This is a genomic window from Bradyrhizobium sp. LB13.1 (assembly GCF_054056815.1).
Genome location: NZ_JBSRYQ010000001.1, coordinates 5,712,211 through 5,734,040 on the forward strand (window position 1 = coordinate 5,712,211; position 21,830 = coordinate 5,734,040).

Consider the following 21,830-nt stretch of genomic DNA (forward strand, 5'->3'; position numbering starts at 1 on the left):
GAAAGCCATCACCCGCCTGGTCGCAGGCGGACGTTATGACGTTGTCACCGATGAGCTCGAGCGATTGCTTGGGCGCGCTCCAAAGACCGTCCAATGGGCTCTCGAACACAACCCGCGTATCCGCAAAGCACTGGAGGGCGCATGATCGGCGTGACTGCGGCTCGAGCCCCACATGTCACATCATGGTGCCCGGCAAAAAGCAGCGCACCCGCGGGTGGCCATCAATGTAGTAGTTCCAAACCATAGTTCGCCCGACCTTGTTAGGCTGTGTGATCACGGCCCCGTCCGGCACCATCACCCACTCATTGTTGATGCGCACACGATAGTGGCCGTGGTCGGATTCCCAGTCGACATCCGCGACGAAGTATCCATCCGCATCCGAGCAGCACTGCCCAAAGTCGCTGGACAGGCTTTCGAACCAAGGCTTCAGTGGTGAACCGGTGTAGCGCCCATCGTCACGCGCCAGCGCGGAGGTGGCCAGCATGATCAGGCCCAGCGACAAGCCCATGCGGTTCATAGCGCGCAGCCCGGGTTTCCAGCCATGTACAAATCCACGTGGCGCACGAGAGCTCTGAGCTTGGAGACCTGTCGGATCAGCAGCTCGCATACGGCATGATCGACAGTCCCTGCGGCATCCGAGATCAAGACAGGAAAATCCATATCTCCTCCTCCGGAGCCCCCAGCGAGCCGGGGCGGCGTCGGGCAGAAATAGGGGCATATCAAACTATATTGGATATACAGCAGGAGGAGCCCTCGTTCAACTGGTCCCTCGGATCCCGCCGCTCTGGAACTATCGACAGCAAACACGCGCGGGTGATATCTTGCGCATCGGAGGGGGATCGATGACGAGAGCAGCTGTAGGAGCATCGAATTTCGTTGATGACCCAGCGCGCTGTAACTGCAATCAGGTCCGGCGCGCAGCCCGTCGTCTCTCCCGCTACTATGACCTCGCCCTCGCCCCGACTGGGCTCAAAGCGACGCAATATAGTCTGTTGAGCTATCTGGTGACGTCGGGGCCAATGACGATGGCGCGTCTCGCCAAGCTGATGTCCATGGACCGCGCCACCACAGGCCATAACCTCAGACCGCTGGTGCGTGACGGTTTCGTTGAAATTTCAGTCGGCGAAACTGACCGGCGGGAACGGATCGTTACCGTCACAAAGCTGGGTCACAGAACGCATACCAGAGCCCTGGCCGCATGGCGCCGCGCGCAGACCGCCTTTGAAAAGGTCGTGGGCGAACGGGAGGCCTCTGATCTCCGCGATTTGATGAACCGAATCGTTGACCTTCCTCTTCCCGACCCTGAGTAGATCGCATGATCCAGTTCAGCCGACAACGTGAGCTCAAGCTGGTCAATGAAATCCTGGTCGCGTTTCTTGACTCCGCAGCCGCAGAGCACTCAAGTGTGGACAGTGATGTTGAGGGGGGTGTCATGGAGCAGGAGTTCTACAGAGGCCTGGCCCAACGGGTCCGCGGTATGGCCGAAAAGGCTGATCCGTTCACCCGGCGTCGTCTCCTGGATCTCGCAAAGCGGTACGACTCCAAGGGCGGTCAGCGGTCGGCATCCGGACCCGCCGAGCGTCCGCTGCCGGTGCCGCGCACGAAGCCGCCTGCATCAAGCTTCTCCGGACCCGGCGAGGCCTGACGCCCACGCCCCTGCTCGTTCTTGATGGTGGCGCAGCGCGCCCTGACGAGGCAGCCCACCACGGCAAGGCTCGGCCTCAACTCCCGTGCGGCCTCCAGTTGCCTCACGACGATTGCGCTGGCTTGCGAGGTCGTGCCGGTCACGTTGGCTCCCGGCCGGTTGAGGCTGGCCACCAGGCCGAGTTGCACCGGATCGCTGCCGATGGTGAACACGACAGGCACGATTTCCTTGCCGCGTTTGGCAGCCGCTGCGACACTCGGGCCAGCCGCCCGCCCGTGGATCAACTCGGCGACCAATGCCGGCAGCCGATCGTTCTGGCCATCCGCCCCGATGCCAATTGGGGTTCCCACTCCGCGGCCGACGCTAGTTGCTGGTCCTCTGGGCACATCAGTTCGAACGCCTGAAACTTCGAGGCAACCTCCTTTGGACTGGTGCAGCCAGGCCCGATCTTTGTGCCTGCGCCGCGATCAGGAGAGACGTCGTTTCTGAGGAAACTTCCGCTCATCACGACGTTTGAAGCCTGCTGCCCCCGTCACATGCAAGGAGACTTTCAAATGCTCGAACGACGCATTCTTCCCGCCGGCATCGCTGCGACAATGGCCGCGCCGGCTCTCGCTCAAACCGCCGGCAAAGAAAGGACGAATGACGCCTCCAAGGACTCGTCGATGTCTCAAACCACTGGCGCAGGAACCGGCACGATGGGGGATGCCGAGCAGAAGCACATGACGGACACGATGGCCGTGGGCTCGATGTCGCTGCTCGCCTCGCGTGTGGCGGTCAAGAAGGTCCGCGACGACGACATCAAGGAGTTTGCCGAATTCGAGGTCGCCGAGCAGGAAACCATTGCCGACGTGCTGATGTCGATGATGGACCCGAGCAAGGCGACAGGTAAATCGAATCCGCCGTCCGAGTCCGAGGCTCGCAAGCACGTCCCGCAGGACCAGCAGGCGACGCTGCAGAAGATGGAGCAGATGGAGGGCAAGGAGTTCGAGACGGCCTATGTCCGCGCGCAGACCGAAGGCCATCAGAAGCTGCTGCGCATTCAGGAGACTTATCTCGCGAGCGGCAAGGATCCGGCCCACATCAACGTGGCCAAGCTGGCGCGTGGGCAGATCAAGGAACATCTGCAATTGCTGGCGGACCTGCACGACGACGACGACAAGAACGCCACAACAGGTCGATCATCACGCGTCAAGAAGTAAGGCACCTGAGAGCCACAGCTTCGGCCATGCGTGGCGCGCCGGAGCGGCTCGCCGCTGGCTTCGACTTTGGCGCCGCCGCCTGCGGTCAGGAGCTTGCCCGTAGTCCCTGCTGCAGCGCGCGGAGAGGCGGCGGGAAAGCGTCGGCTGGCTGATGGGCGTACCGGCTTTTTCCAAGGCAGCAAGTATCTGGCCGGCCGTCCGGGCGCCGGCCTTGTGGCGGCCAGAATGGCAAGACCGTATCGCCCACGGTCCTGTGAGTGTGCATCGCGGGCCACCTTACAACGAATAGCCAATTGACCGCGGCCGTCAAAATCAGGGAACGCTGCAACCACCGTTTGTCGCTGCCCCCGAGGGTTCCCGACGCCCGCGACTTGCCTAGGCAAGGTGAAGCGTTTTCCGCTATCATCACGGGTCGTGGACTCCAGGTGTCCTTGAGAATGAGAGATGCGCGAGGATGCAGTTGAGCAACTCCCAAGAGGCCGCAGGAAGACCGAAAATCCTCCTGGTCGAGGACGAAGATCTTCTCCGCGAGATGCTTGAGGAGACCTTGAAGGAGGCAGGTTACCGCGGCGTCGTATGCGCCGCATCCGGCGAGGAGGCCGCGGATCTGCTGGGTGGGGCGCCGCTACCGCGAGCTCTCATCACCGACATCAATCTGGGCCGCATCAGGATGGACGGCTGGACGCTCGCCCGTCTCGCACGCCAGCATGATCCGGGCTGCGGGATCCTCTACGTCTCCGGCGATAGCGCCCATCGGTGGACCTCGAACGGCGTGGCGTGCAGCGTCATGCTATCCAAGCCCTTCGCACCCGCGCAGTTGGTCGAGGCTTTGTCGGATCTCCTGATCCGGAAGTCCTAATCACCTGCCGACTCCAAAAAGGATGCCCGTCAAGTTGCCCCTAGGCTTGTCCAAAGAATGATAATCGCCTGAAGCGAAGGAGAATTGGGTGTCAGTCGAATTCCGCAACAACGTTCAGGTCCGTGGCCGCGGTGAGCGTGCCATGATGTTCGCCCATGGTTTCGGATGCGATCAGAACATGTGGCGCTTCGTGGCGCCGGCCTTCGAGGCGGAATTCAGCACGGTGCTGTTCGACCACGTCGGAGCCGGCCGCTCGGACCTCGGCGCTTACGACCGCCGGAAGTATTCGGCGCTGTCCGGCTATGCCGACGACGTCGTCGAGATCGGCCGCTCGCTGCGCCTGAAGGACGCCGTATTCGTGGGGCATTCCGTCAGTGCGATGATCGGAGTGCTTGCCGCGATCAAGGATCCGGAACTGTTCGAAAGCCTGGTGCTGGTGGGGCCTTCGGCGCGGTACATCGACGATGGGGACTATGTCGGTGGCTTCAGCGCCCAGCAGATCGAAGAGCTTCTTTCGTTTCTGGAGGAGAACCACATGGGCTGGTCGGCGCAGATGGCGCCCGCCATCATGGGCAATTCCGATCGTCCCGAACTCGGCGAGGAGCTGACCAACAGCTTCTGCCGTACGGATCCCGCGATCGCCAAGGAGTTCGCCCGGGTCACGTTCCTGTCCGACAATCGCGCGGACTTGGCCAAGGTCAACGCTCGCACGCTGATCCTCCAGTGCAGCGAAGACATCATCGCGGGGCAACAGGTGGGTGCGTACGTCCAGCGCAATATCCCGAACAGCAAAATGGTGACCCTGAAAGCAACCGGCCATTGTCCCAACCTGAGCGCGCCCGAAGAAGTCGTCGCCGCAATTCGAGATTTCGTCTGAGTGAACAACAATCATCCTGCCGACAGCGATTTCGAAGACCTCTACGAAAACGCGCCTTGCGGGTACCTCTCGATTCGTCCGGACGGCCGTATCGATCGGGCGAATCGGACCCTTGCGGGCTGGATGGGGTACCAGCCCGATGACCTTCCCGGGATGCGGCTGAGCGACTTGCTCAACATGGCGGGACGCATATTCCTCGAGACCCATGTCGCGCCGCTGCTCCGGATGCAGGGCTTCTTCGACGAATTCGCGCTCGATCTCCTCACGAAGACCGGGGCTCGGCTGCCGGCCATCGCCAACGCCCGCGAGCGGCGGACCGACACGGACGCGCTTCTGTTCACCCGCCTGACGATCATGCGCGCGGCGGACCGGCGCCGCTACGAGCGCGGGCTGATCGACGCCCGCAAGGAAAGCGACGAGCTCAAGACGGTGCTGGAGGAGCGCCTGCAGCAGGAGCGTGAAAACGCAGAACTGCGTGAGCAGTTCATCGCTGTGCTTGGACACGATCTGCGCAATCCCCTCGCATCGATTGCGGCCGGCGCACGGCTGATGCTCAAGGCCAAGACTTCGGAAGACGCGCTTCGGCTCGAGTCCATGATGCAAAGCAGCGTGGACCGGATGGCCAAGATGATCGAGAGCATCATGGACCTGGCGCGAGGCCGCCTCGGCGGAGGCATTACGCTCTCGAAGGCCATCACCGGAATAGAGCCCGTGCTCGATCAGGTCGTCGCGGAGTTGGCCACCGCCCATCCGGATCGCGGCATCGAAACGATGTTCGAGGTTGAGACGCCCGTCTTTTGCGATCCGGCCCGCATCGCCCAGTTGTTCTCAAACCTTCTCGGCAACGCGATCAGCCACGGCGCGCCTGACCGCACCGTGCGGGTCGAGGCGAGCGCCAAAGCAGATAAGTTCGAGCTTTCAGTCGCCAACGCAGGCGCGGCCATTCCGGAAGACGCGCGCAAGCGCCTGTTTCAGCCATTCTACCGCGGAGAGGCGCAGGGGCATTCGCAGGGACTTGGGCTGGGCCTCTATATCGCGGCGGAAATCGCCAAGGCGCACGGTGGCACGATCGAAGTGGATTCGTCCCAGACGGAGACCAGGTTCACGTTCCGGATGCCACTGGAAGGCGACGGGTCGCTGCGGCCTGGTCCCAGTGGAGACCGGCCGCGTCCCGCGGGATAGAAAGCATCGAGAGCGTCTGGGCGCTGCCCATGATTTGATCCAGACAAGCCAGCGAAAATGCGGCGGCCGCGCCAGACCAACGCGCTTTCTTCTCGATAGCGTTGAGGTCAGTGATGTCGGGCGTCGTTGGAAATTGGAGGCGACGTAGACCCCCGCCTCTCTCGGCATCGAGGAGACGTGAGATGGCGACCGGCTTGCAGCGCGACCTCATGTTGCGGCACGTCCGACTGTTCCTCCCCATAGCGGAGGAGCCCAGCCGCTCGTTCGGCTACCCGCGTTGCGAACGCGGCTGGCAGGATATCCTGGTGCGGCTCTGTCAGCGGATCGAAATCGCTCTGGCCGAGCCCGAGGAATTCGAATTCATTCGGATCAAGCAGAAGTTCGGAATCTTGCGAGTCGACTGGGACACTGAGGCCCCCGAGGACACCGAGCTCAAAATCGGCCACGCCATCGATCTTGCCGTCGCCCACTCCGCCTGCACCTGCGAGAGCTGCGGCGCTGAGGGCCGCCTGTACGACAACAATGGCTGGCTCGGCTCCCGCTGCGTCGAACACGCCGCAGGCGCGATCCGGTGGCGCCTCGGTATGGACAGGCCTCGGAGAACATGCGCCGGTTGCGCAGATGGCGTAGCTAGGCCGGCGTCTACTACGCGCTGTACGACCGCATGGCCGACACGCTGACCGAGATGACGGAGGAAAAGAGGCGCTGAGTCAGACCGGCCGTACCCGACGGAACCGCCCTGTCGCGGGATCGCGCGAAAAACCAATCTCCGAGATGAAGCGGGCGAACCTGCCGTAAGTTATTTCGAAGCGCTCCTTCTTCTTGAACTCCGCCCATAGTCGGTTCGTGCTGCACGCCGGGTCCGCCTCGATCAAGGACGCGATGCGATCGGCGTACGGATCGAGCTTGCCGGCGGGCTCGATCCGACCGGTCTTCTCGAAATGTTGGACCCACCTGGCGATGGACTTGTGGTGGATCCGGAGGCGCTTTCCGACGTAGTGCGCCGCGAGCCCGCTACGAACCGCCTGGATTGCCTCTCTCTTCAAGTTCGCGGAAACGCGCGCGCCTTGGCGCGCGGAAGGTTCGATCTCATCGTGCCGAGCGGGCTGCCGTCCGAGGGCCGCTTCGACTTCCGCGCGCAGGAACACGGAAATTGTTCCGTCGCGCAGCGTGAAATCCCGCATGATGCCGACCGATCGCAGCCAGGCGTTCAATTCGCGCCCATTTCCGAAGACGCTGCGCGCGCGCATTTCCTCACCGAATATCCAGCGCTTTGCCGCCGCCTCAACGTCCGCGCGCGCGAACATCGCAACCGTCCCCGACCGCTTCGGCAGGATGCCACCACGTCCCATGGCCCAGACCGTGGTCTCGTCGGTACAGAGCATCTGGGCGGCCTGGTCGCGCGTGAGCCATTCTTCCCGCGCGCTCGCTGACCCCGGCCTCGCCACCCCATTCAAGAACTGGTTGAGCTCCGCCTGGTCGACGGTGACGGCGTGCCGCCAATCGCGCCCGAACGGTCTCTCCGCGTGGATGCGCAAGGCGCCCCTCGCGATCCCTTCGATGACGTCCGACCAAGGCGCTGCCCGAGCGACCCTGCGCATGGCCGCGATCAGCTTGGCGCGTCGGCCCGGCTCTCCCGAAGCCTGCGCACCGCGCGTGGATCGCGATCAGGAGCGCCTTGGCGGAGGATTCCCGGTAGTAGCTCCCCGCCTTCAACATCGCCGCTGCGGGACCACCGATGCGCTGGATGAGCTTCCGGGCGGCGAGTTCGTCTAGCACCGCCCCCGGCACCCGCAGGAAAGCGGTGATAGTCCTCGCCAGTGCGGCATCCTTGTACACCGCCGCAAGGGGTACGACGTCGGAGATCTTCATGAGCACGGGCGAATGCTCTCCCTTGGCGCGCCGGACGTCGACTGCTCCGCTGTCCGCCAGGCGGCCGAGTGCGTGTTTCGAGAGGCCGAGTTCGGCCGAGAGCGCGTCCATGTTCCGCCAGAGCCCGCCCGTCCCGCGGAGCAAGCGCGGCACGCCCCGCCGCACGTATCCGTCGTCCTGCGTGCGGGCCAGATCGCGGGCGATGGCGTCATTCGCGAAGCGTCTGACAAGGGGACTGAGATGGCGATCGAGCGGCATGCGCGCGAGCGGGCCCAACTCCTTGTAGAGGCCGTGCGACGAGGGTCTGTCGTCGGCGAACAGGCGCATCCTGGCGGCGAGCGCCGCGAAACCGCTCTCGCCTCCGATGAGCGCCCTTCCGCCAGCCTCCAGCATATCGGGGGTGAGGCTTGCGAAGTCGGACGCCCGCAGCGGCCGCCCCAACCGGTTCATCATTGTGCCGGCCGCGGAGCGCAGCGCGCTTGCCATGCACATGGCGGCCTCGAACAACTCGCCGCTGGTTGCGCCGCCGAGTTCGTCCGGAACGAGGGCCATGGCGGCCCGGCGGCGCTCCGGATCCGGATGAACCAGACCCACGACGAACTCAATCGCCTCCGGATCCCGGAACTCGATAACCGGCCGCGGATGGTCGCGCAGGTCGGTGGAGGGGTAGCCGTCCGGCCCGGTGCAATGGTCGCACTTGCTGGGCCCCCGCATCGAGATCCATCCGAAGCGGCGTCGACAGACCGGGCAAGCCTCGAGCAACGGTTCCCCCGTATCCGGATCGAAGCCGAAGCAGCGGATTTCCCAGATCGCGCGATGATAGCACCGAGTGGCGAGCGCCCTGGGGGACAGGCGCCGGAATCGCGACTCCCAATACTGCGCGCGGATCGTCGTGCCGAAGAAGTCGATTCTGCCCGAGCTCCCGTGCTCGCGCAGGTATCGCCGGCGCCTCACCTCTTCGGGATCGAGCTTGAAGAGGACGGCCAGGCCGGCCACCGCTTCCTCCGTCAGCTTCCCCGCGTTCGGTGTCGTGTTCGGATCAGGATCGAATCCGGCCAGCCGGAAGGTTGTCCGAACGTTCCGGATCATCGTGTCCTGGAGGGCGCGGTCCATGTAGCCCAGCAGACTCTCATCGGTCAGCGGCGGCGGCATCTTCGCGACGAAGGGGCGGACGGTGGCAGCCTTGGCCATCGTTCACGCCGCCGGGTTCGACATCTCGCGGATCACCTCCAGCGTCGTCGGACGGGGCTGGGAGAGCCACGGGTCATAGATCTCGATGGGCTCGCCGTTCTCGTCGCGCTGCTCGCCCTTCCAGACCCAGAAGGCCTGCTTGACGTCCTCCCATGTGATGATGCGGCGCTTGTCGCGCTGGGAGATCCGCAGCGCTCCGAGGAGGACCCTGCTCACCGTGCCGGGAATGCCCTGACTGAAATCGTAGGTCATCGCGCGGCTGCGGACGTCGTCGATCAGGCCGATGGGCTCGTCGACGATGCCCTCGCGCACCATCTGACGGTCGATGCGGCCGACGAAGCGGAAGAAGTAGTGGTAGTCCGCCGGCCTGCGCAAATCGACAGGCTCGAGCGAGATGCCCTCGATCCTGCGGTTGTTCAGCTCGTCGCTGGTTTCGAAGTAGAGGGCCGCGTCGGGCGTCCCCATCACGATGATGGAAAACAAACCATCGTTGATGAGGGATTTAAAGTGCGGCGCTATGCTTCCAGCGCGTTCCAGCTTCTTGATCGTCCCCAGGGGCGTGTTCGCCTCGTCGAGCACGACGACGAAGGTGCCGGCGGCGCGTGCGGCCTTGCGGATCGCTCGCGTCACGATGTCCTGCTCGTAGCGGTCGCCGAACTGCCTGGAAAGGACCTCCTTGGCCTGCGGATCGCCGAGCGCTTCCAGAATCAAAGCCTGCGCGGCTTTCATGGTGCGGGTATTGGAGCGGCACTTGACGACGAGCACGGGCGTGCCGCCGTAGTCCTTCTTCAGCTTCTGCGCCACGCGCAGCATCGAGGTCGTCTTCGTCGAGCCCGATGGACCGATGATCGACATGATCGGGAGCTCGACGTAGGTGAATGTCTGCCCGGGCGGGACGTCGGCATCGTCGGAGAGGATGTCGTCGGCCATCAGAGCCTTCGTTTCCTCGAGGAGCTCCCGGGTGTACTCTTCGATCATGTCGAGACGGCTGTTCTCGACGACCATCTTCTTCAGGCGGGCCTTGAGCTGCCCATTGCTGGCGAAGGTGCTACGATCGTCCTGCTTCATGGTCGCTCACTCCTCGTCGAGGTACTTGTCAATGTCAGCGCGGTCGAGCTTCGCTTCTACTTCCACCTTGGTGCGGGAGGCGCTGTCGGGCGCTGCGGCCTTGCGAGCGCGTTCCTTGGCGTTCTCGACGGCCTGCCCGGCGCGCTCTTCGGCCGCCTCAGCCGCCTTCTCGCGCCGCGTCCTGGCGGCTTTCGCCTGGCCTTTCTTGCCGGCGCCGCGACCCTTGGGCTGAAAGTGTTCATCTTCCTCGCGCTCGTAGGCGGCGACCTGCTGCGGGATCAGCGTCGCGCGTTCCATGCCGCTGGGGGTGGAGGGCGCGGTGGCGAACACGACCTGGGAGGGCTCGATGGCGATCGGCGGCGACTTTACAGTCACCAGTTGGTCGAAGGTCCCTTGCGACTGCGCGAGGCCGCGGATTGCGTCCTTGGTTTCGCGCAGCGGCAGCAACCCCGCGGTCTTCTCCCACTTCGCGCGCAGCCGGTTGCGCGCGACCCACTTCTCTTCATCGGTGCGGAAGTTAGATCCGGTTCTTCTCGGCGTACTCCCGAATTTGGTCGGCGTGCCAGAAGCTGATTGGGATCGGAAGCTCGCGGCGCGGGTCGCGCTGGGCGCCGTCGATGTTGACTCCGTAGACGAATTTTCGGTCTCGGTTGGGCAACGTTTCCCAACGCGGCGGCTTCTCGGCGTCGTTCCAGATCCGGACGCAGGATGCGTCCAGATCGTCGTACCGGATCTTCGCCGAGCATCGGGCGCTGCCGACCGGTGAGCGCGACTGGTCGCGCCGCTTTGCGCGCGCCGACATCGGACCGAGAATCCGGCTGACGACGGCCGCGTCATGGAAGGTATGGCGACGAAACTTCACGCCCTTGCGCGTGAGGCGTACCGTCGCCGTCCTACCCAGCAGCGCGTCGAGACTGTGATTGTCCGAGATGATGCGACGCGTCTTGAGCCGCCGTTTCCATGCGGAGGCGGGAGCCTCGCCCAATGTCGAGTGTTCTTCGAGATGGTACATCTGGATCGTTTCGTGGATGAGCTCGTCGAGCATGCCCAGCGGAATTGTGGCCTCCTTCCGCGGCTCTAGGTCATGGAGACGAGCCTCGGTCGGACCGAACGGCACGGCTCCGGGAATCTTGTGGAAGAGCTTCATGTTCAGAGTGCGGAAGAACCTCTCGCCGATCGCCTTGTAGGTGGGCCGACGCACGGGCGACCAGATCGGCTCGATGCCGAGATCGCGTAGCGAATCCTGGAAGCTGGGCGACTTGAATTCCCATCCACTATCGAGGAGCAAAGTTCGGGGAAATCCCCACCCGTCCCATGCGTCCGGTGCGTAATCGATGTCCGGAAAAACGTGTTGGACGTATGATTTCGAGCGCACGACCCTCTTCAAAGTTGTGACCGCACTGTAGACCGAGGCCGGCTCATAGCTGATGAGATACCCGAGCGTCACGCGGGTGCAGATGTCGAAGGCGACCGTCAACGTCGGCCTGCCGAGAGGCAACCCGGTCGCCGTGTCGAGGACCGTCCAGGAATCCGCGCGCGTGTGGTCCATGATGACGATCTCGAGCGGCTCGTCGGCGGACGGGCTGTCTTTGATGCCGCTGAACTTCATCGTCGCTTCGTGGACGCTGTATTTCCGCGCCCAGTTGTCGCGATTGATCGTCTTGTTGATGCGCCGGCGGATCGTCTCCGACCTGCGCGGATACTTCTCGATCTCCTTTTCCCCGGCGACCCTCCTGCGTGCGTTCTCCTCGGCGATCTTGGCGCGGAAGCTTGCGTAGGCATCGTCATGGGTGCGGGGCCGCAGCGACCAGTAGAAGTCGATCGTTTCAAGGATGGCATTGTCGACGAAGCGACCGAAACGCTTGCGCTGGCTCTTGCCGCGGCGCGACCGGAACAGTCGGAGCGGTCTGTTGCCCGGTTCGCCGCGTTGGGTGATGGCATCGTAGAGACGACCGGGCTTCACGGGCCAGTTCAGATGCGCAGGCTGGGTCCGCTTAGCGTCGACGATGAATTTGCCCAACCATGTTTTGCCCAGTTTTGCATCGGGCGTGTTGTCCCAGCGGCGCACAAGATACTGGAAGGTTTTGGCCCTCACCGCGTCGGGCGAGTGTTCTTCGTCCGGACCGAATTCAGGGTTGTCGTTGCACGACCGAGGCTTCCCGTCCCGGCCGCGGAAAATGTCGATACGGCGCGCCGTGCCGAGGTCGAGCATCTCGACGAGCTCCAATTCGGTCAGCGGAAAGCGCTTCTTGGTCGCTTCCTTCGCGAACCAGAGGGTGCTGTCAGTGTCGTCCCACTCTTCGTAAAAGCGGGCGGGCCCCTCCGGCATATCGAAACGGTCGCCGACCTTCAGATCGAGCTTGCTCATGGCGAGATTCCGGTCGGCCGCTTGCGCGATCCGGTCGCCTGTTCGGGCCTGGTGACGGAACTGTCGCGGCAGACCCGGCGGCTCACGTCGACGGCGACGCGGCGCGTGCACATCATCGCGCGCAGGATCGCCGTGGCGCGGTCGAACGGGACGTCGGCGGCCTTTGCCACGATCTCCTCTGCCTTGCCGAGTGCAATCGCCGTCTCGACGTGGAATATCTCCTCGATCGCGAGCACGGCGGGCCGGAGAATGAGGGAGAATCTGTCCGCGCAGATGCTCTTGGCGTTCGAATAGATCGGATCGACTTCGATCTCCTCCTCTGCAATCACGAGCCGAAACCGCCACCCGAGGGCGGCGTAGACGGCTTCGGCACCGGCGAGCTTCTCGGCATAGTCCGCATCCTGCAACTCCTCTTCCGAGCGCTTCACCTCCACGATCTCCGTCGTGCCGTCGGCGTACTCGACGCGCACGTCGGGGAAGTAGATGAGCGGCCGCGGAGCGCGGCCGTTCATGATTTCCATGCGGTGCGGCTGGGCGAGAAAACGCGTGACGTTCGGATCGACCTCGCAGCATCTGAAAAAATGCCGCTCCGCGTAGGACTCCCAGGGCAGCGCTCGGCGGGATTTGCGGGAGGTCCAGCGACCGACCGCTTTAGAATGGGCAAATTCGACGAAGGTTCGGATCGGCCGCCACCCTGGCGCCTCCACGATCATGGCTTTCGCCGGTGCGAGGATTTCGGCGCGCGAAGAGGGCGTGAAGTTGTCGTTCATGACGCCCGTCCCCTCGCCTTCGTCGGACGGCGCAGCGCCCCGCCGCCTGCGCCGGCGAAGATCCGGCGGACCGCCGCATCGTCCAGATGGCGCGCTTTGCTCAGGGCGAGCGCGACTGCGAGCACGGCGTCCCGATGCCTTTCGACCAGCGCTGTGGTCTCTTTCTGGAGTTCCTGGAGCTGCGCCTCGACTGTCTGGCGCAGCTCGCCGTCGTAGCGCAGCTGTTCGAGAGCCTGGTCGGGCGAGGCGACGTAGAGGAGCGTGTCGCCCAGACCGGCGCTCAAATTCATCGCGGCCAGCTCCTGGGAAGCACGTGCGAGATCGGAATCGCTCCCGCCGCCGCTGCCGGCCGAAATGCCGTTCGGCAGCCAGGCTTCGGCTGCGCGGGCCGCCAGGTAGATCATGACCTTCTTCTTGAAGGTCTCTCGAGTGGGCACGGTATCGTGCATGCCCTGAATGAGCGTGCGGTTGGCATTGCCGACGACGGCTCCCACGACGACGTCGATTTTCCCGAAGCCGAGGACGATGGCCATGACCGCGTGGGCAGCTTCATGCACGCAGGCGCGCCAGATCTTCTCGGGAGCCTGCACCGCGGGCGGCAACAGCCTCGCCCGCAGATGGTCCACCGACAGCGCGACGCCCGCGTGCCGCGCCGCTTGCCGGGCTTCCCGGACGAGCATCATGATGTCCGCGCCAGTCCCTCCCTGCCCGATGGCGGCGATGTCGGAGAGATCGTAGTCCTGCAGTTGACCGTCGAGGTGGAAACGCAGCATGCGTTCCAGCCCGGCGGCGTCGGGGCGCGGGATGTGAACGATGCGCTCGAGTCGCCCGGCCCTGGCGAGCGCCGGGTCGACGCGAGTGATGTCGTTGGTCGCCGCGATGACGATGACGTTTCGTCTGGTCTCGGACGAGAGGACTCCATCCAGCCGGATGAGGGCGGCATCTAATACGGGAAACCAGAAGTCTTTTCCGCGACTATCGATGGTGTCGCGGCGCGGCAAAGACGAAAGCTCGTCCCAATAGAGCAAGGAGGGCGACGCCGCGAGCGCGAGGTCGAACGCGGCGTTCATCCGTTGAATCACATCATGGAGGTACCCGGAGCCTTCGAACCAGGCGGACACCGAGGTGTGAAAAATGGGCAAGTCACACGCAACGGCCAAGGATTTTGCGTAGGTATTTTTGCCTCCGCCGGCGTCGCTCGTGAGGATCAGACCGCGCGGCAATGCGTCCCAGGTCAGCTCGTTCCGCCTGAATGCGGCAATGTCGCGCGCCAGTCCGAGGCCCCAGGTTCTTGCCTCCCCGAACTCGGTCGCATGCTCGAGCTCCGGCACTCGTTCGCCGGCCACGACGCGGCGCTTCGCCGTTGACGCGGCGACGATGCGTTCGGCAACCTTTTGCGCGCCGGTACCCGGACGAAAACAGGCGACGAGTTCGTTGAGGGAAAGACCTGCGCCAAGGGCGGCGTCGTCGCCGCCCGGGACGCGACCGGCGAACCGGCGGATGGCGGTCCGCACGACTTGGCCGACCGCCGGCGCGAGGCGGATGGTGATATCGGCGGTCGCGGTCAGCGGCGACGGCAACCGGCCGGGGTCGCTGGTGATGCCCACTACGCAGAGGCCGTTGCTCAGCGCGCCCGCCACCCGGGTCGAACCGGCAGCCTTGTGGCTCGACCCGGACCCGTCGCGTTCGATCCGCCAACGGGGGCCGAACGTCGCGCCGAAATACGCAGCGGCAGGTTCCACCCATTCCGATTCCGGAACGCGGACGATCACTCCCACAGCCTGCGTGCGCCGGAGCGTGCGGCGAAGTTCGGGCGGTATCGACGCCTCGAAGGCCGCCGCCACAATTGCGGAGATGGCGCTGCGATCTCGGGGCGGCGCGGACGGTCTCGTCATCCTCGTCGACCAGGTAGAAAGCTGCGTCGTTCAGACGATTTCCTGAACACGAAACGTCGAATTGCCGAACGAGTTCGTCCGGTCCGGACGCGATGCGATGGAACAGGGTTTTTCGTACTTTCCTTAGTTCTTTTTTCTTGCTCACGTGATCCTCGCTTTTTGGACAGAGGTTCCCGTTCGCCGGAAGGAGGTTTCCGGCGTCGGTATCGATCGATGGTTTGTGAATGGAGCTGGACAGCCGTGCGCTTGCGCTCCCTGAGCAGCCGTGGTCTGCTCAGGGCGCACTCTGTGGTGCACGCCTATCAGCGGGGGTGGCTGCTCGTTACAGCCATCTCCTCATCCACGCCATTCCGGGCGTTCGGTGCTGGTAGTTCTACGTCATGATCTACATCTGGCTTCTCCGTTGGTCGTCCGCGAACCAGCTGCAGTTTCTACCCCTCTTCCTTTATTGAAAAGGCGGCCGCGGCGATCGTAGGTTGCGGCGGGAATTTTCGTCGCGGACCGGCCTCGATGTTTCTCTCGCCGCAACACATGAAATCGAATCCTAGCGTCCCGACGAAAGCAACCGCCTCGCGCTCGGCGTGCGGATTCGTCCGGCGCCCGCCACGAACTGTGGATTCCCTCTCGGAGCAAGCAAGGACTCGGCCCTCGCGGCAACAGCGGCGCGCGCTTTGATACGAGTCCTTGCATGAAGTCCCGGATTTCGGATTTTCGGCGCAGCCGGAGCGGGAGCCGTTCACGGGGATGTGAGGGCCCTTCGAGGCGGCTTGCGTCCAATCCTTCATGTGCGGAGCCTTCATCTGCGCGCCCTCACCACGCTGTCGGGTCCGAGCGGCCGCGACACGAGGTCCAGCTCGACTAGATCGTCGCAGCACATGGAGAGGGCCGACGGGCGCCGGATCCCGGTCCGCGTGGAGTCCTTCCAGCAACCGCCCGAGCTCCAGGGGACCGTCGTCGCGTAGCGCCTGCAGCACGCGCGTCCTAATCCCGATTAGGACTTGCCGCCCGCGATAGGTCCACACAAACGCGCAATTGCCGCGGCGCGGCTGAATTTGACTATCCTCCAGCGTGAGCGTGCGCGGCTGCAGGGCGAGTCCGCGCGGCGCCAGGCGGACCAAGCCCTCCTCCTCAAGGTCGCGCAACTGGCGCGCCGGCACGACATCGAGCAGATATCGTCCGTCGTGCTGGTGCAGGATCACGGCGTCGATCGCGACCTCGGCGCTCCCGACGGCCGCTTTCGCCTGGTAGCCGATCGGGCGCACCAGCGGATCGAGGCTCGCCTGCACGAAGGCTTCGTGCAGCGCGGGATGACGCGCACGAATGGCGCACGTCGTCTTCGCGGACGTGAAGAGATCGAACCGGCCTAGCAGCCGACTGTCGGACATCGGCTCGCCTCCTCAAATCTCGATGACGAAGTCGTTGCGGAAGAACGGATTCTCCCAGGTCTCGCCGGCGCGCTCTCCGTAGGGGCCATATCCTTTACTGTTCGAGACCACGAGGGTCTCGCCGACAACGACCTCCATCGTTTCGTGGGTGTGCGCGAAAATCCAAGCCTGGGCGGGACGCAGCGCGTCCTTGCTGTCGGCGGCCGGCTGCGGCCGCATCAGCTCCGTGAGGTCCGAGCGGAACGCCGCGCTCAACATGGTTTCGTCGCTGATCCTCTCGTTCGGCCGATGCGGCGCGATCCGGAAGCCGATCTCCGGCATCGGTGCGTGATGCGACACGACGACGAGTTTCTGGCCATCGCCCCGCGGCTTGCGCAACTCGCCTTCCAGGAAGGTCCGCGACGCCACATGTCTGGCGAGCGCGTCCTGCGGCAGGAAGCGCTGCTTGTAATTGTTCTTCCTGATGCGGCGATAATCGTTCATCCGGTCGCCGGCGACCGCCATGCCACGGCGCTGATCGCCGAACAGGTTGAAGTCCGTCCAGAGGCAGCACCCCGCGAAGACTGTGCCCCCGATCATGACGGCGCGATCCTGGAGCACGTGCACATTCGTACCGTCGGCGGCTCGCAGCGCCTTCTCCACGGTGATGTCGGCATCGACGCCCCAAAGTTCGTGGTTGCCGGGAACATAGATGGTCGGCCGGTCGACGCGCTCGGCGAGCCATTTGACCCCTCTTTCCATGCGCGTGATGAGATCGCCCGGAACGACCAGCACGTCGTGATCCGGACGGTCCGCAGGCGGCGGCAAATCCCAGCCGCGGGTAGTTTCCATGTGAAGATCGCCCATGATCCAGAGCCGCATGTCAGCGGTCCTTCCGGCTAGTTAGTCCCCCAGCCGTTCGCAGCCCAGCTCGCAAGTGGCCGCACTCCGCGCAAGGGCCAGGAAGGTCTCTTCGACCCGAGCACTCGCTTCGAGCGACAGAGCGCAATCCAGGTGAATGCTGCTCGAAACGGCCTTCTGAGTGGACGCGATCGAATTTCCCGCCGTCAAGCTGCCCCGTTATCAGGCTCGGTACGGCGCCTCGTTCGAGGCGATTGCGCCATGTGAACGCATCAGTTGCGAGGCCCGGCACGTTAGCAGCTGGATGAAAGACGACGGACAAGGCCTGCGCCGGCTTGATTCTCCTGCTCCGAACCGAACTCGGCATTTAAACCTCCACGATCGTGTGGCGACCAAGGGGAGCGTCGCGCAACCTGACGTGCACAAGATTTTCGCAGGCGAGAGCGCAAAGCGCAGCAACAATGTCGCAATCGGGACTAATTCGGCCCTCGAGTTCGAAGATGCGAAGCGGTCCGCCTTCGAGTGCGATCGAAAGTCTCAACCTGTCTGCGAGGGACACGCTTTCGCCGGCATGGGACCAGACTTTACGTGCGTTTGAAAACATGGGCTCGCACAACACGTCTCCCGCACTTCTCTCAAGTAACTGCAATCTATGGCGCTCAAGGACGAATCTGATGCGCGCATCGTCCTCCTCGTTGCGTTGACAGCTCACGTTATGGACTCGAAGGAGAAACGCGCCGGCTGCGCTTCGAAGCACCACACCTGCGAGCGAAAGGGGCGGACATTCTATGCGAGGACCACTGCGATATTGGATCTCGCGTACGGTCGTATCCAGCGAAGCCTGCTCCAGCGCGTGACGAACAAGAACATGTTGCACCGGTATAGGGCCGCGGCATTTGGGCGATCTGAACAGCGATGGCTGCGCGTCTCGGTGGGGAGTTGTCGGGAATTGGAGAAGCATGATCCAAATCCGGTAGATCGGCTAGGCTCGTCGCTCTTCGGCCGCTTCCAGGTCCTCTGGATCACGGGAACGCCTCGCGCCGAAATCCAATCCGTGCTGATGTTCGGTATACCGTACATACGAACTTGCGTCAAAGCGTTCCGCACATCCATTTCGCGCCTATCGGAAGTTTGCCCAACGCGTCGACGACTATCTTTCGACACCTCAGGGGTCGGAGCTCAGCAGTTCGGCAGGCTCGATTTTGAGCGCCGCCGCGATGCGCACGAGCGAGTCCAGCCTCGGATTGGCCTCGCCTCGCTCCAACAACTCAATCACCATTGCACGGCGGACACCCGCGCGCATCGCCAGGTCGGCCTGCGTCAGCTCGAGCGCGCGTCGACGGTCCTTGACTTGTCGCCCGAGAGCGGATCGGACCTGCTTCTGAATTTCGGCGAAGGACTCAGATCCAGCCACGGCTTCCCCGCAAATCCTTACCTTTTTCATGCAGCAGACGCGGTAAGGCAAGAAACGAAGAGAATCTCTGCCACGGCTCTCCCGCGAGCACCACAGCAAAATAAGAAATGTCCAAGGACTCGAGTGTCGGCTGCTCAGTTCAGGCACTCGCAGGGTCCGAGCTCTCCAAAGCTTATACGGATTTTCCGACTCTGGATACGGTAAGCTGCTGCGGACACCTCGCTCCTGCGGCCTCCTCGTGCGGTTCTGCGGCGGTGCTCTGCCGGTTCGTGCTCGCCGACGGAAAGGAAGGCATACGCGTTCTTTAGCGGACATCCGCCGTATCGAAAGTGCGAAGCGGCACGTCTTGCAGATCATGGAGCCGGGAAGCATGCTTGGGGACGAGCAGTGTTTGACGGAGGCCCCGCGTGACCGTGACCGCGTCGGTTCTATACAACCTCGTCGAGTGCCCGCAGCGTGTTGCCCTCGATGTCTTTGGCCCGCCCCCCCAGCGGGACGCGATCAGTCCCTTCATACGGATGCTGTGGGAACGAGGAGCCCTGTTCGAGCGGGAGACGGTCGCTAACTTGCGACAGCCGTTCGTCGATCTGTCGGACGTCCGCGAGCCGGATTGTCAACGGCTGACCCTCATCGCCATGGCGAACGGCGAGCAGCTGATCTACGGAGGGTCCATAAAAACAGGAGATTTGTTCGGCAAGCCCGACTTGTTGCGCAAGGAGCTCGATGGTTATGTACCGGGCGACATCAAATCAGGACGCGGCAAAGAAGGTGCTGACGACCGGCATGAGGGCAGACCAAAGCGGCACTACGGCGTCCAGCTGGCGCTCTATGTTGACATTCTCGAGCGCTTGGGGCTTTCCGCCGGTCGTCGCGCGTTCGTGTTGGACATCCGAGGCGACGAGGTCGCGTACGATTTTGTCGATCCGCCCGGTCGGGATCTTTGGCGGGACTATGAGAAAGCGCTCGTTCAGGCGCGATCGATACTTGTGAGAGAAACGGTGCCGAGGGCTGCTTACTCGAGCGCCTGCAAGCTTTGTCACTGGTACACCTTCTGCATCCGCGCACTCACTGCGGCGGACGACCTCACGCTGATCCCGTTTCTACGGCGATCCGACCGCGACATCATGAGCGATCGAATCCCTACCATCGCCTCCTTCGCTTCGATCAATCCCGAGGAGTTCATCAAGGGCCGGAGGAGCGCGTTTTCCGGGATCGGGGCGGACCGCTTCCGATCTCTGCAGGCGCGTGCCGTCATGCTGAAGGCTCCTTTCCCTCGGCCCTATTTGCGTCGGCCCATAAGTCTGGGATATTTCTCGACCGAGCTATTTTTCGATATCGAAGTCGATCCGCTGCGCGACGTCTGCTACCTGCACGGCTGTGTGGAGCGCAAGAATGGAGACAACGAAACTGAGCAATACGTCGCATTTTTCGCGGACCAGGCCACGCCGGCGGCGGAACGCCGCGCGTTTGCCGCTGCGCTAGGCTATTTTGCCGCCCGACCGGCTGCCGGAATCTTTTACTATTCCAAGTACGAACGCACGATCTACCGCAAACTCCAGCAAAAGTACCCCGACCTCTGCACGCCCGAGGACGTGGAGCGGCTGTTTGCCCCCGATCGCGCGGTCGATCTGTACGCAGACGTGGTGCTCAAAGCGACCGAGTGGCCGACGAGAGATCACTCCATCAAGACCCTCGCCAGGTTTCTGGGGTTCGCCTGGAGGGATGCGCATCCCTCAGGAGCTGCTTCGGTAGAGTGGGCCGATCGGTGGTGGCGCGAACAAACCCCCAGCATCATGCAACGAATACTCGACTACAACGAAGACGATTGCCGAGCCACTCGAGTTCTGCTGGACGGAATCAGACGCCTTGCGGCTTGAGCCGCCCAGGTTCGAGGCTCGGATCGCTACGCCACGCTCCTCTCGCGCGCCACCCGCCCGGACTGTCAATCGGCTTGCAACTTTGAATGACACTTCAACGGCAAGCGCGCGGAGTCCACCATCGCCCGCGTCGAGCGCGGGATCGCGGAGCTCGGGCGCAAGAAGGACTTCCTGATCGTGTACTACGGCTCCGACCGCGCAGGCGGCTGGCAGCGGCTCGACCGGCCGCTGCGCACGCTGACGACGCTCGACCGCTTCGGTCTCGTGCAGTGGATCGACGGACAAACCACCCTGCGCATGCTGCAGATTCCCGAGCTCAAGCGCGCGATGGGCCTAACACATCTGAAGGACGAGAACGGCGAAGGCGTGAAATTCCTGCTCGATCACGGCACTCGCAGGGACAAGGTAAAGGTCATCGGAAACGGCGTCTGCGCGCCCGTCATGCGTGCGGTCGTGGGCTCCCTGCTCGGCGGGAGCAGCCACGATGTCATGGCCGAAGACCTGGTCTCTCCCAAGTCCACGCGCACCTCGCGATGCCTTTCCCGCGCCCTGACCGAAAAGGAAAAGGCGCTCGCGGCACTCCAATCCGGAAAGCAGGCAGCCCGCGCGGCCAGCGCGGCGAGGTCGCTCGCGCTCTAGCAGGCGGCTCGTGTCGAACATCAGCTCCGGCGCTCGTCTCCCGAGCGGATGCGTCCCGATGAAGATGTCGCCCCGACTTCAGGATGCCACCGATGTCCGCCGGCCGAACATTCAGCCTCAACGTGTCATTCGGCCTGCAATATTTGAACGCCGATTGACAAGCATCTCCAGAAGGCGGTCGCGAGACGGCCCTACTGGCGCTCATGTGCTAATTGTTCGGCAAGTCCGTTATATTCTTCCGTCAGATCCTTGAGCTTTTCAGCGAATTGCGGGTGAGCCGCCCCTTCAGCTAGTTGACGCAACCACACGGCCCTCTTGCGCGACCTTTCCGTGTCAAGGTCGATAGGGACTTTCAGATGCATTTGCTTTACCCCCGTGCTCACAGAAAAGCCGCCCCGAAGAGCGGCCTTTCCATCCTTGGACGTAATTGTGTGCGGCGTTCGAGCGCCGTCTTTGGCAGACGTCGAAGCATACTCCCACTCCTCGGGCGATTACCATCGTGCAGCGCACCAAACCCTTCGTGCTGCCGCACATCCACCGGCAGTGTTGCGCTAGGTCGCCGAGACGCCGCGCTTCCCTAGCCTGATCACCGAATGAGCCTACGAATGTGCCAAGCCGCGGTCGCGGCATAAACAAGTAGAGCAATGCAGATGCCACCTGCCAGTTGAGGTTCTGACTTTGAGCCACTTGACCGAACCTTCCTCGCCCGAACGGAGGTCTTCATAGTCAGGATTTTCCTGACGGGC

General features: G+C 63.4%; 22 protein-coding genes. 10 read left to right on the plus strand and 12 right to left on the minus strand.

Annotated features, from left to right (window positions below; genetic code table 11):
* Positions 1-175: 175 nt before the first annotated feature.
* Positions 176-517: a hypothetical protein gene (locus ACVWYI_RS27825; RefSeq protein WP_247495113.1), complete on the minus strand. Its 342-nt coding sequence runs from the start codon at positions 515-517 to the stop codon at positions 176-178.
* A gap of 325 nt (positions 518-842) precedes the next feature.
* Here ACVWYI_RS27825 and ACVWYI_RS27830 point away from each other — a divergent pair, with 325 nt between their 5' ends.
* Together ACVWYI_RS27830 and ACVWYI_RS27835 are read left to right on the plus strand one after the other, a co-directional pair.
* Positions 843-1,310 carry a MarR family winged helix-turn-helix transcriptional regulator gene (locus ACVWYI_RS27830; RefSeq protein WP_354046159.1) on the plus strand — a complete coding sequence of 156 codons (468 nt, stop codon included), beginning with the start codon at positions 843-845 and terminating at the stop codon, positions 1,308-1,310.
* Between the two features lie 122 nt (positions 1,311-1,432).
* Complete coding sequence (locus tag ACVWYI_RS27835) at positions 1,433-1,645, plus strand: hypothetical protein (RefSeq protein ID WP_354046550.1); 213 nt, start codon at positions 1,433-1,435, stop codon at positions 1,643-1,645.
* Here ACVWYI_RS27835 and ACVWYI_RS27840 read toward each other — a convergent pair.
* Positions 1,552-1,995, minus strand: coding sequence for an ABC transporter substrate binding protein (locus ACVWYI_RS27840; RefSeq protein WP_354046157.1), 444 nt, complete (start codon positions 1,993-1,995; stop codon positions 1,552-1,554). The two genes, ACVWYI_RS27835 and ACVWYI_RS27840, sit on opposite strands and share 94 nt — an antisense overlap.
* 315 nt (positions 1,996-2,310) lie before the next feature.
* Here ACVWYI_RS27840 and ACVWYI_RS27845 point away from each other — a divergent pair, with 315 nt between their 5' ends.
* The 5 genes from ACVWYI_RS27845 (at position 2,311) to ACVWYI_RS27865 (ending at position 6,445) form a co-directional block, all read left to right on the plus strand.
* Positions 2,311-2,847: a DUF4142 domain-containing protein gene (locus ACVWYI_RS27845; protein ID WP_354046155.1), complete on the plus strand. Its 537-nt coding sequence runs from the start codon at positions 2,311-2,313 to the stop codon at positions 2,845-2,847.
* A 460-nt stretch (positions 2,848-3,307) separates the two neighbouring features.
* Positions 3,308-3,706 (plus strand): response regulator, encoded by a 399-nt coding sequence (locus tag ACVWYI_RS27850; protein ID WP_456663713.1) that lies wholly within the window; start codon positions 3,308-3,310, stop codon positions 3,704-3,706.
* 88 nt (positions 3,707-3,794) lie between these two features.
* A complete protein-coding gene (locus ACVWYI_RS27855; RefSeq protein ID WP_354046151.1) occupies positions 3,795-4,583 on the plus strand; it encodes an alpha/beta fold hydrolase in 789 nt (262 codons plus the stop codon).
* On the plus strand, positions 4,584-5,765 hold the full coding sequence (locus tag ACVWYI_RS27860; protein WP_354046149.1) for a PAS domain-containing sensor histidine kinase: 1,182 nt from the start codon (positions 4,584-4,586) through the stop codon (positions 5,763-5,765).
* A 182-nt stretch (positions 5,766-5,947) separates the two neighbouring features.
* Entirely contained in the window at positions 5,948-6,445 is a 498-nt protein-coding gene (locus ACVWYI_RS27865) for a hypothetical protein (RefSeq protein ID WP_354046147.1), read from the plus strand.
* A gap of 30 nt (positions 6,446-6,475) precedes the next feature.
* Here the strand turns inward: ACVWYI_RS27865 and ACVWYI_RS27870 are convergent, their stop codons facing one another.
* The 7 genes from ACVWYI_RS27870 to ACVWYI_RS27900 form a co-directional block, all read right to left on the minus strand.
* Positions 6,476-6,913, minus strand: coding sequence for a hypothetical protein (locus ACVWYI_RS27870; RefSeq protein ID WP_456663714.1), 438 nt, complete (start codon positions 6,911-6,913; stop codon positions 6,476-6,478).
* 136 nt (positions 6,914-7,049) lie between these two features.
* Positions 7,050-8,828 (minus strand): hypothetical protein, encoded by a 1,779-nt coding sequence (locus ACVWYI_RS27875; protein ID WP_456663715.1) that lies wholly within the window; start codon positions 8,826-8,828, stop codon positions 7,050-7,052.
* A 3-nt stretch (positions 8,829-8,831) separates the two neighbouring features.
* On the minus strand, positions 8,832-9,896 hold the full coding sequence (locus tag ACVWYI_RS27880; RefSeq protein ID WP_354046143.1) for an ATP-binding protein: 1,065 nt from the start codon (positions 9,894-9,896) through the stop codon (positions 8,832-8,834).
* Positions 9,897-9,902: 6 nt separating this feature from the next.
* Positions 9,903-10,343 (minus strand): hypothetical protein, encoded by a 441-nt coding sequence (locus tag ACVWYI_RS27885; protein ID WP_456663716.1) that lies wholly within the window; start codon positions 10,341-10,343, stop codon positions 9,903-9,905.
* Positions 10,344-10,413: 70 nt separating this feature from the next.
* Positions 10,414-12,108, minus strand: coding sequence for a hypothetical protein (locus tag ACVWYI_RS27890; protein WP_456663717.1), 1,695 nt, complete (start codon positions 12,106-12,108; stop codon positions 10,414-10,416).
* A gap of 152 nt (positions 12,109-12,260) precedes the next feature.
* Positions 12,261-13,034, minus strand: coding sequence for a Tn7 transposase TnsA N-terminal domain-containing protein (locus ACVWYI_RS27895; RefSeq protein ID WP_354046139.1), 774 nt, complete (start codon positions 13,032-13,034; stop codon positions 12,261-12,263).
* Positions 13,031-14,929 carry an AAA family ATPase gene (locus ACVWYI_RS27900; protein WP_456663718.1) on the minus strand — a complete coding sequence of 633 codons (1,899 nt, stop codon included), beginning with the start codon at positions 14,927-14,929 and terminating at the stop codon, positions 13,031-13,033. The genes ACVWYI_RS27895 and ACVWYI_RS27900 overlap by 4 nt, the downstream gene beginning before the upstream one ends.
* A gap of 1,052 nt (positions 14,930-15,981) precedes the next feature.
* On the opposite strand from ACVWYI_RS27900, the gene ACVWYI_RS27905 reads away from it, so the two are divergent.
* The gene (locus ACVWYI_RS27905) at positions 15,982-16,296 is read left to right on the plus strand and encodes a hypothetical protein (protein ID WP_456663719.1); all 315 of its coding nucleotides are present in this window, start codon (positions 15,982-15,984) and stop codon (positions 16,294-16,296) included.
* 30 nt (positions 16,297-16,326) lie between these two features.
* Here the strand turns inward: ACVWYI_RS27905 and ACVWYI_RS27910 are convergent, their stop codons facing one another.
* Entirely contained in the window at positions 16,327-17,175 is an 849-nt protein-coding gene (locus ACVWYI_RS27910; protein WP_354046134.1) for a metallophosphoesterase, read from the minus strand.
* A 1,144-nt stretch (positions 17,176-18,319) separates the two neighbouring features.
* Positions 18,320-18,598: a helix-turn-helix domain-containing protein gene (locus ACVWYI_RS27915; RefSeq protein WP_456663720.1), complete on the minus strand. Its 279-nt coding sequence runs from the start codon at positions 18,596-18,598 to the stop codon at positions 18,320-18,322.
* 377 nt (positions 18,599-18,975) lie between these two features.
* On the opposite strand from ACVWYI_RS27915, the gene ACVWYI_RS27920 reads away from it, so the two are divergent.
* Together ACVWYI_RS27920 and ACVWYI_RS27925 are read left to right on the plus strand one after the other, a co-directional pair.
* Positions 18,976-20,445, plus strand: coding sequence for a TM0106 family RecB-like putative nuclease (locus ACVWYI_RS27920; protein WP_354125602.1), 1,470 nt, complete (start codon positions 18,976-18,978; stop codon positions 20,443-20,445).
* A 177-nt stretch (positions 20,446-20,622) separates the two neighbouring features.
* Complete coding sequence (locus tag ACVWYI_RS27925; RefSeq protein WP_354046128.1) at positions 20,623-21,084, plus strand: hypothetical protein; 462 nt, start codon at positions 20,623-20,625, stop codon at positions 21,082-21,084.
* Between the two features lie 191 nt (positions 21,085-21,275).
* On the opposite strand, the gene ACVWYI_RS27930 is transcribed toward ACVWYI_RS27925, so the two are convergent.
* Positions 21,276-21,446, minus strand: coding sequence for a hypothetical protein (locus ACVWYI_RS27930; RefSeq protein ID WP_354046126.1), 171 nt, complete (start codon positions 21,444-21,446; stop codon positions 21,276-21,278).
* Positions 21,447-21,830: the final 384 nt, after the last annotated feature.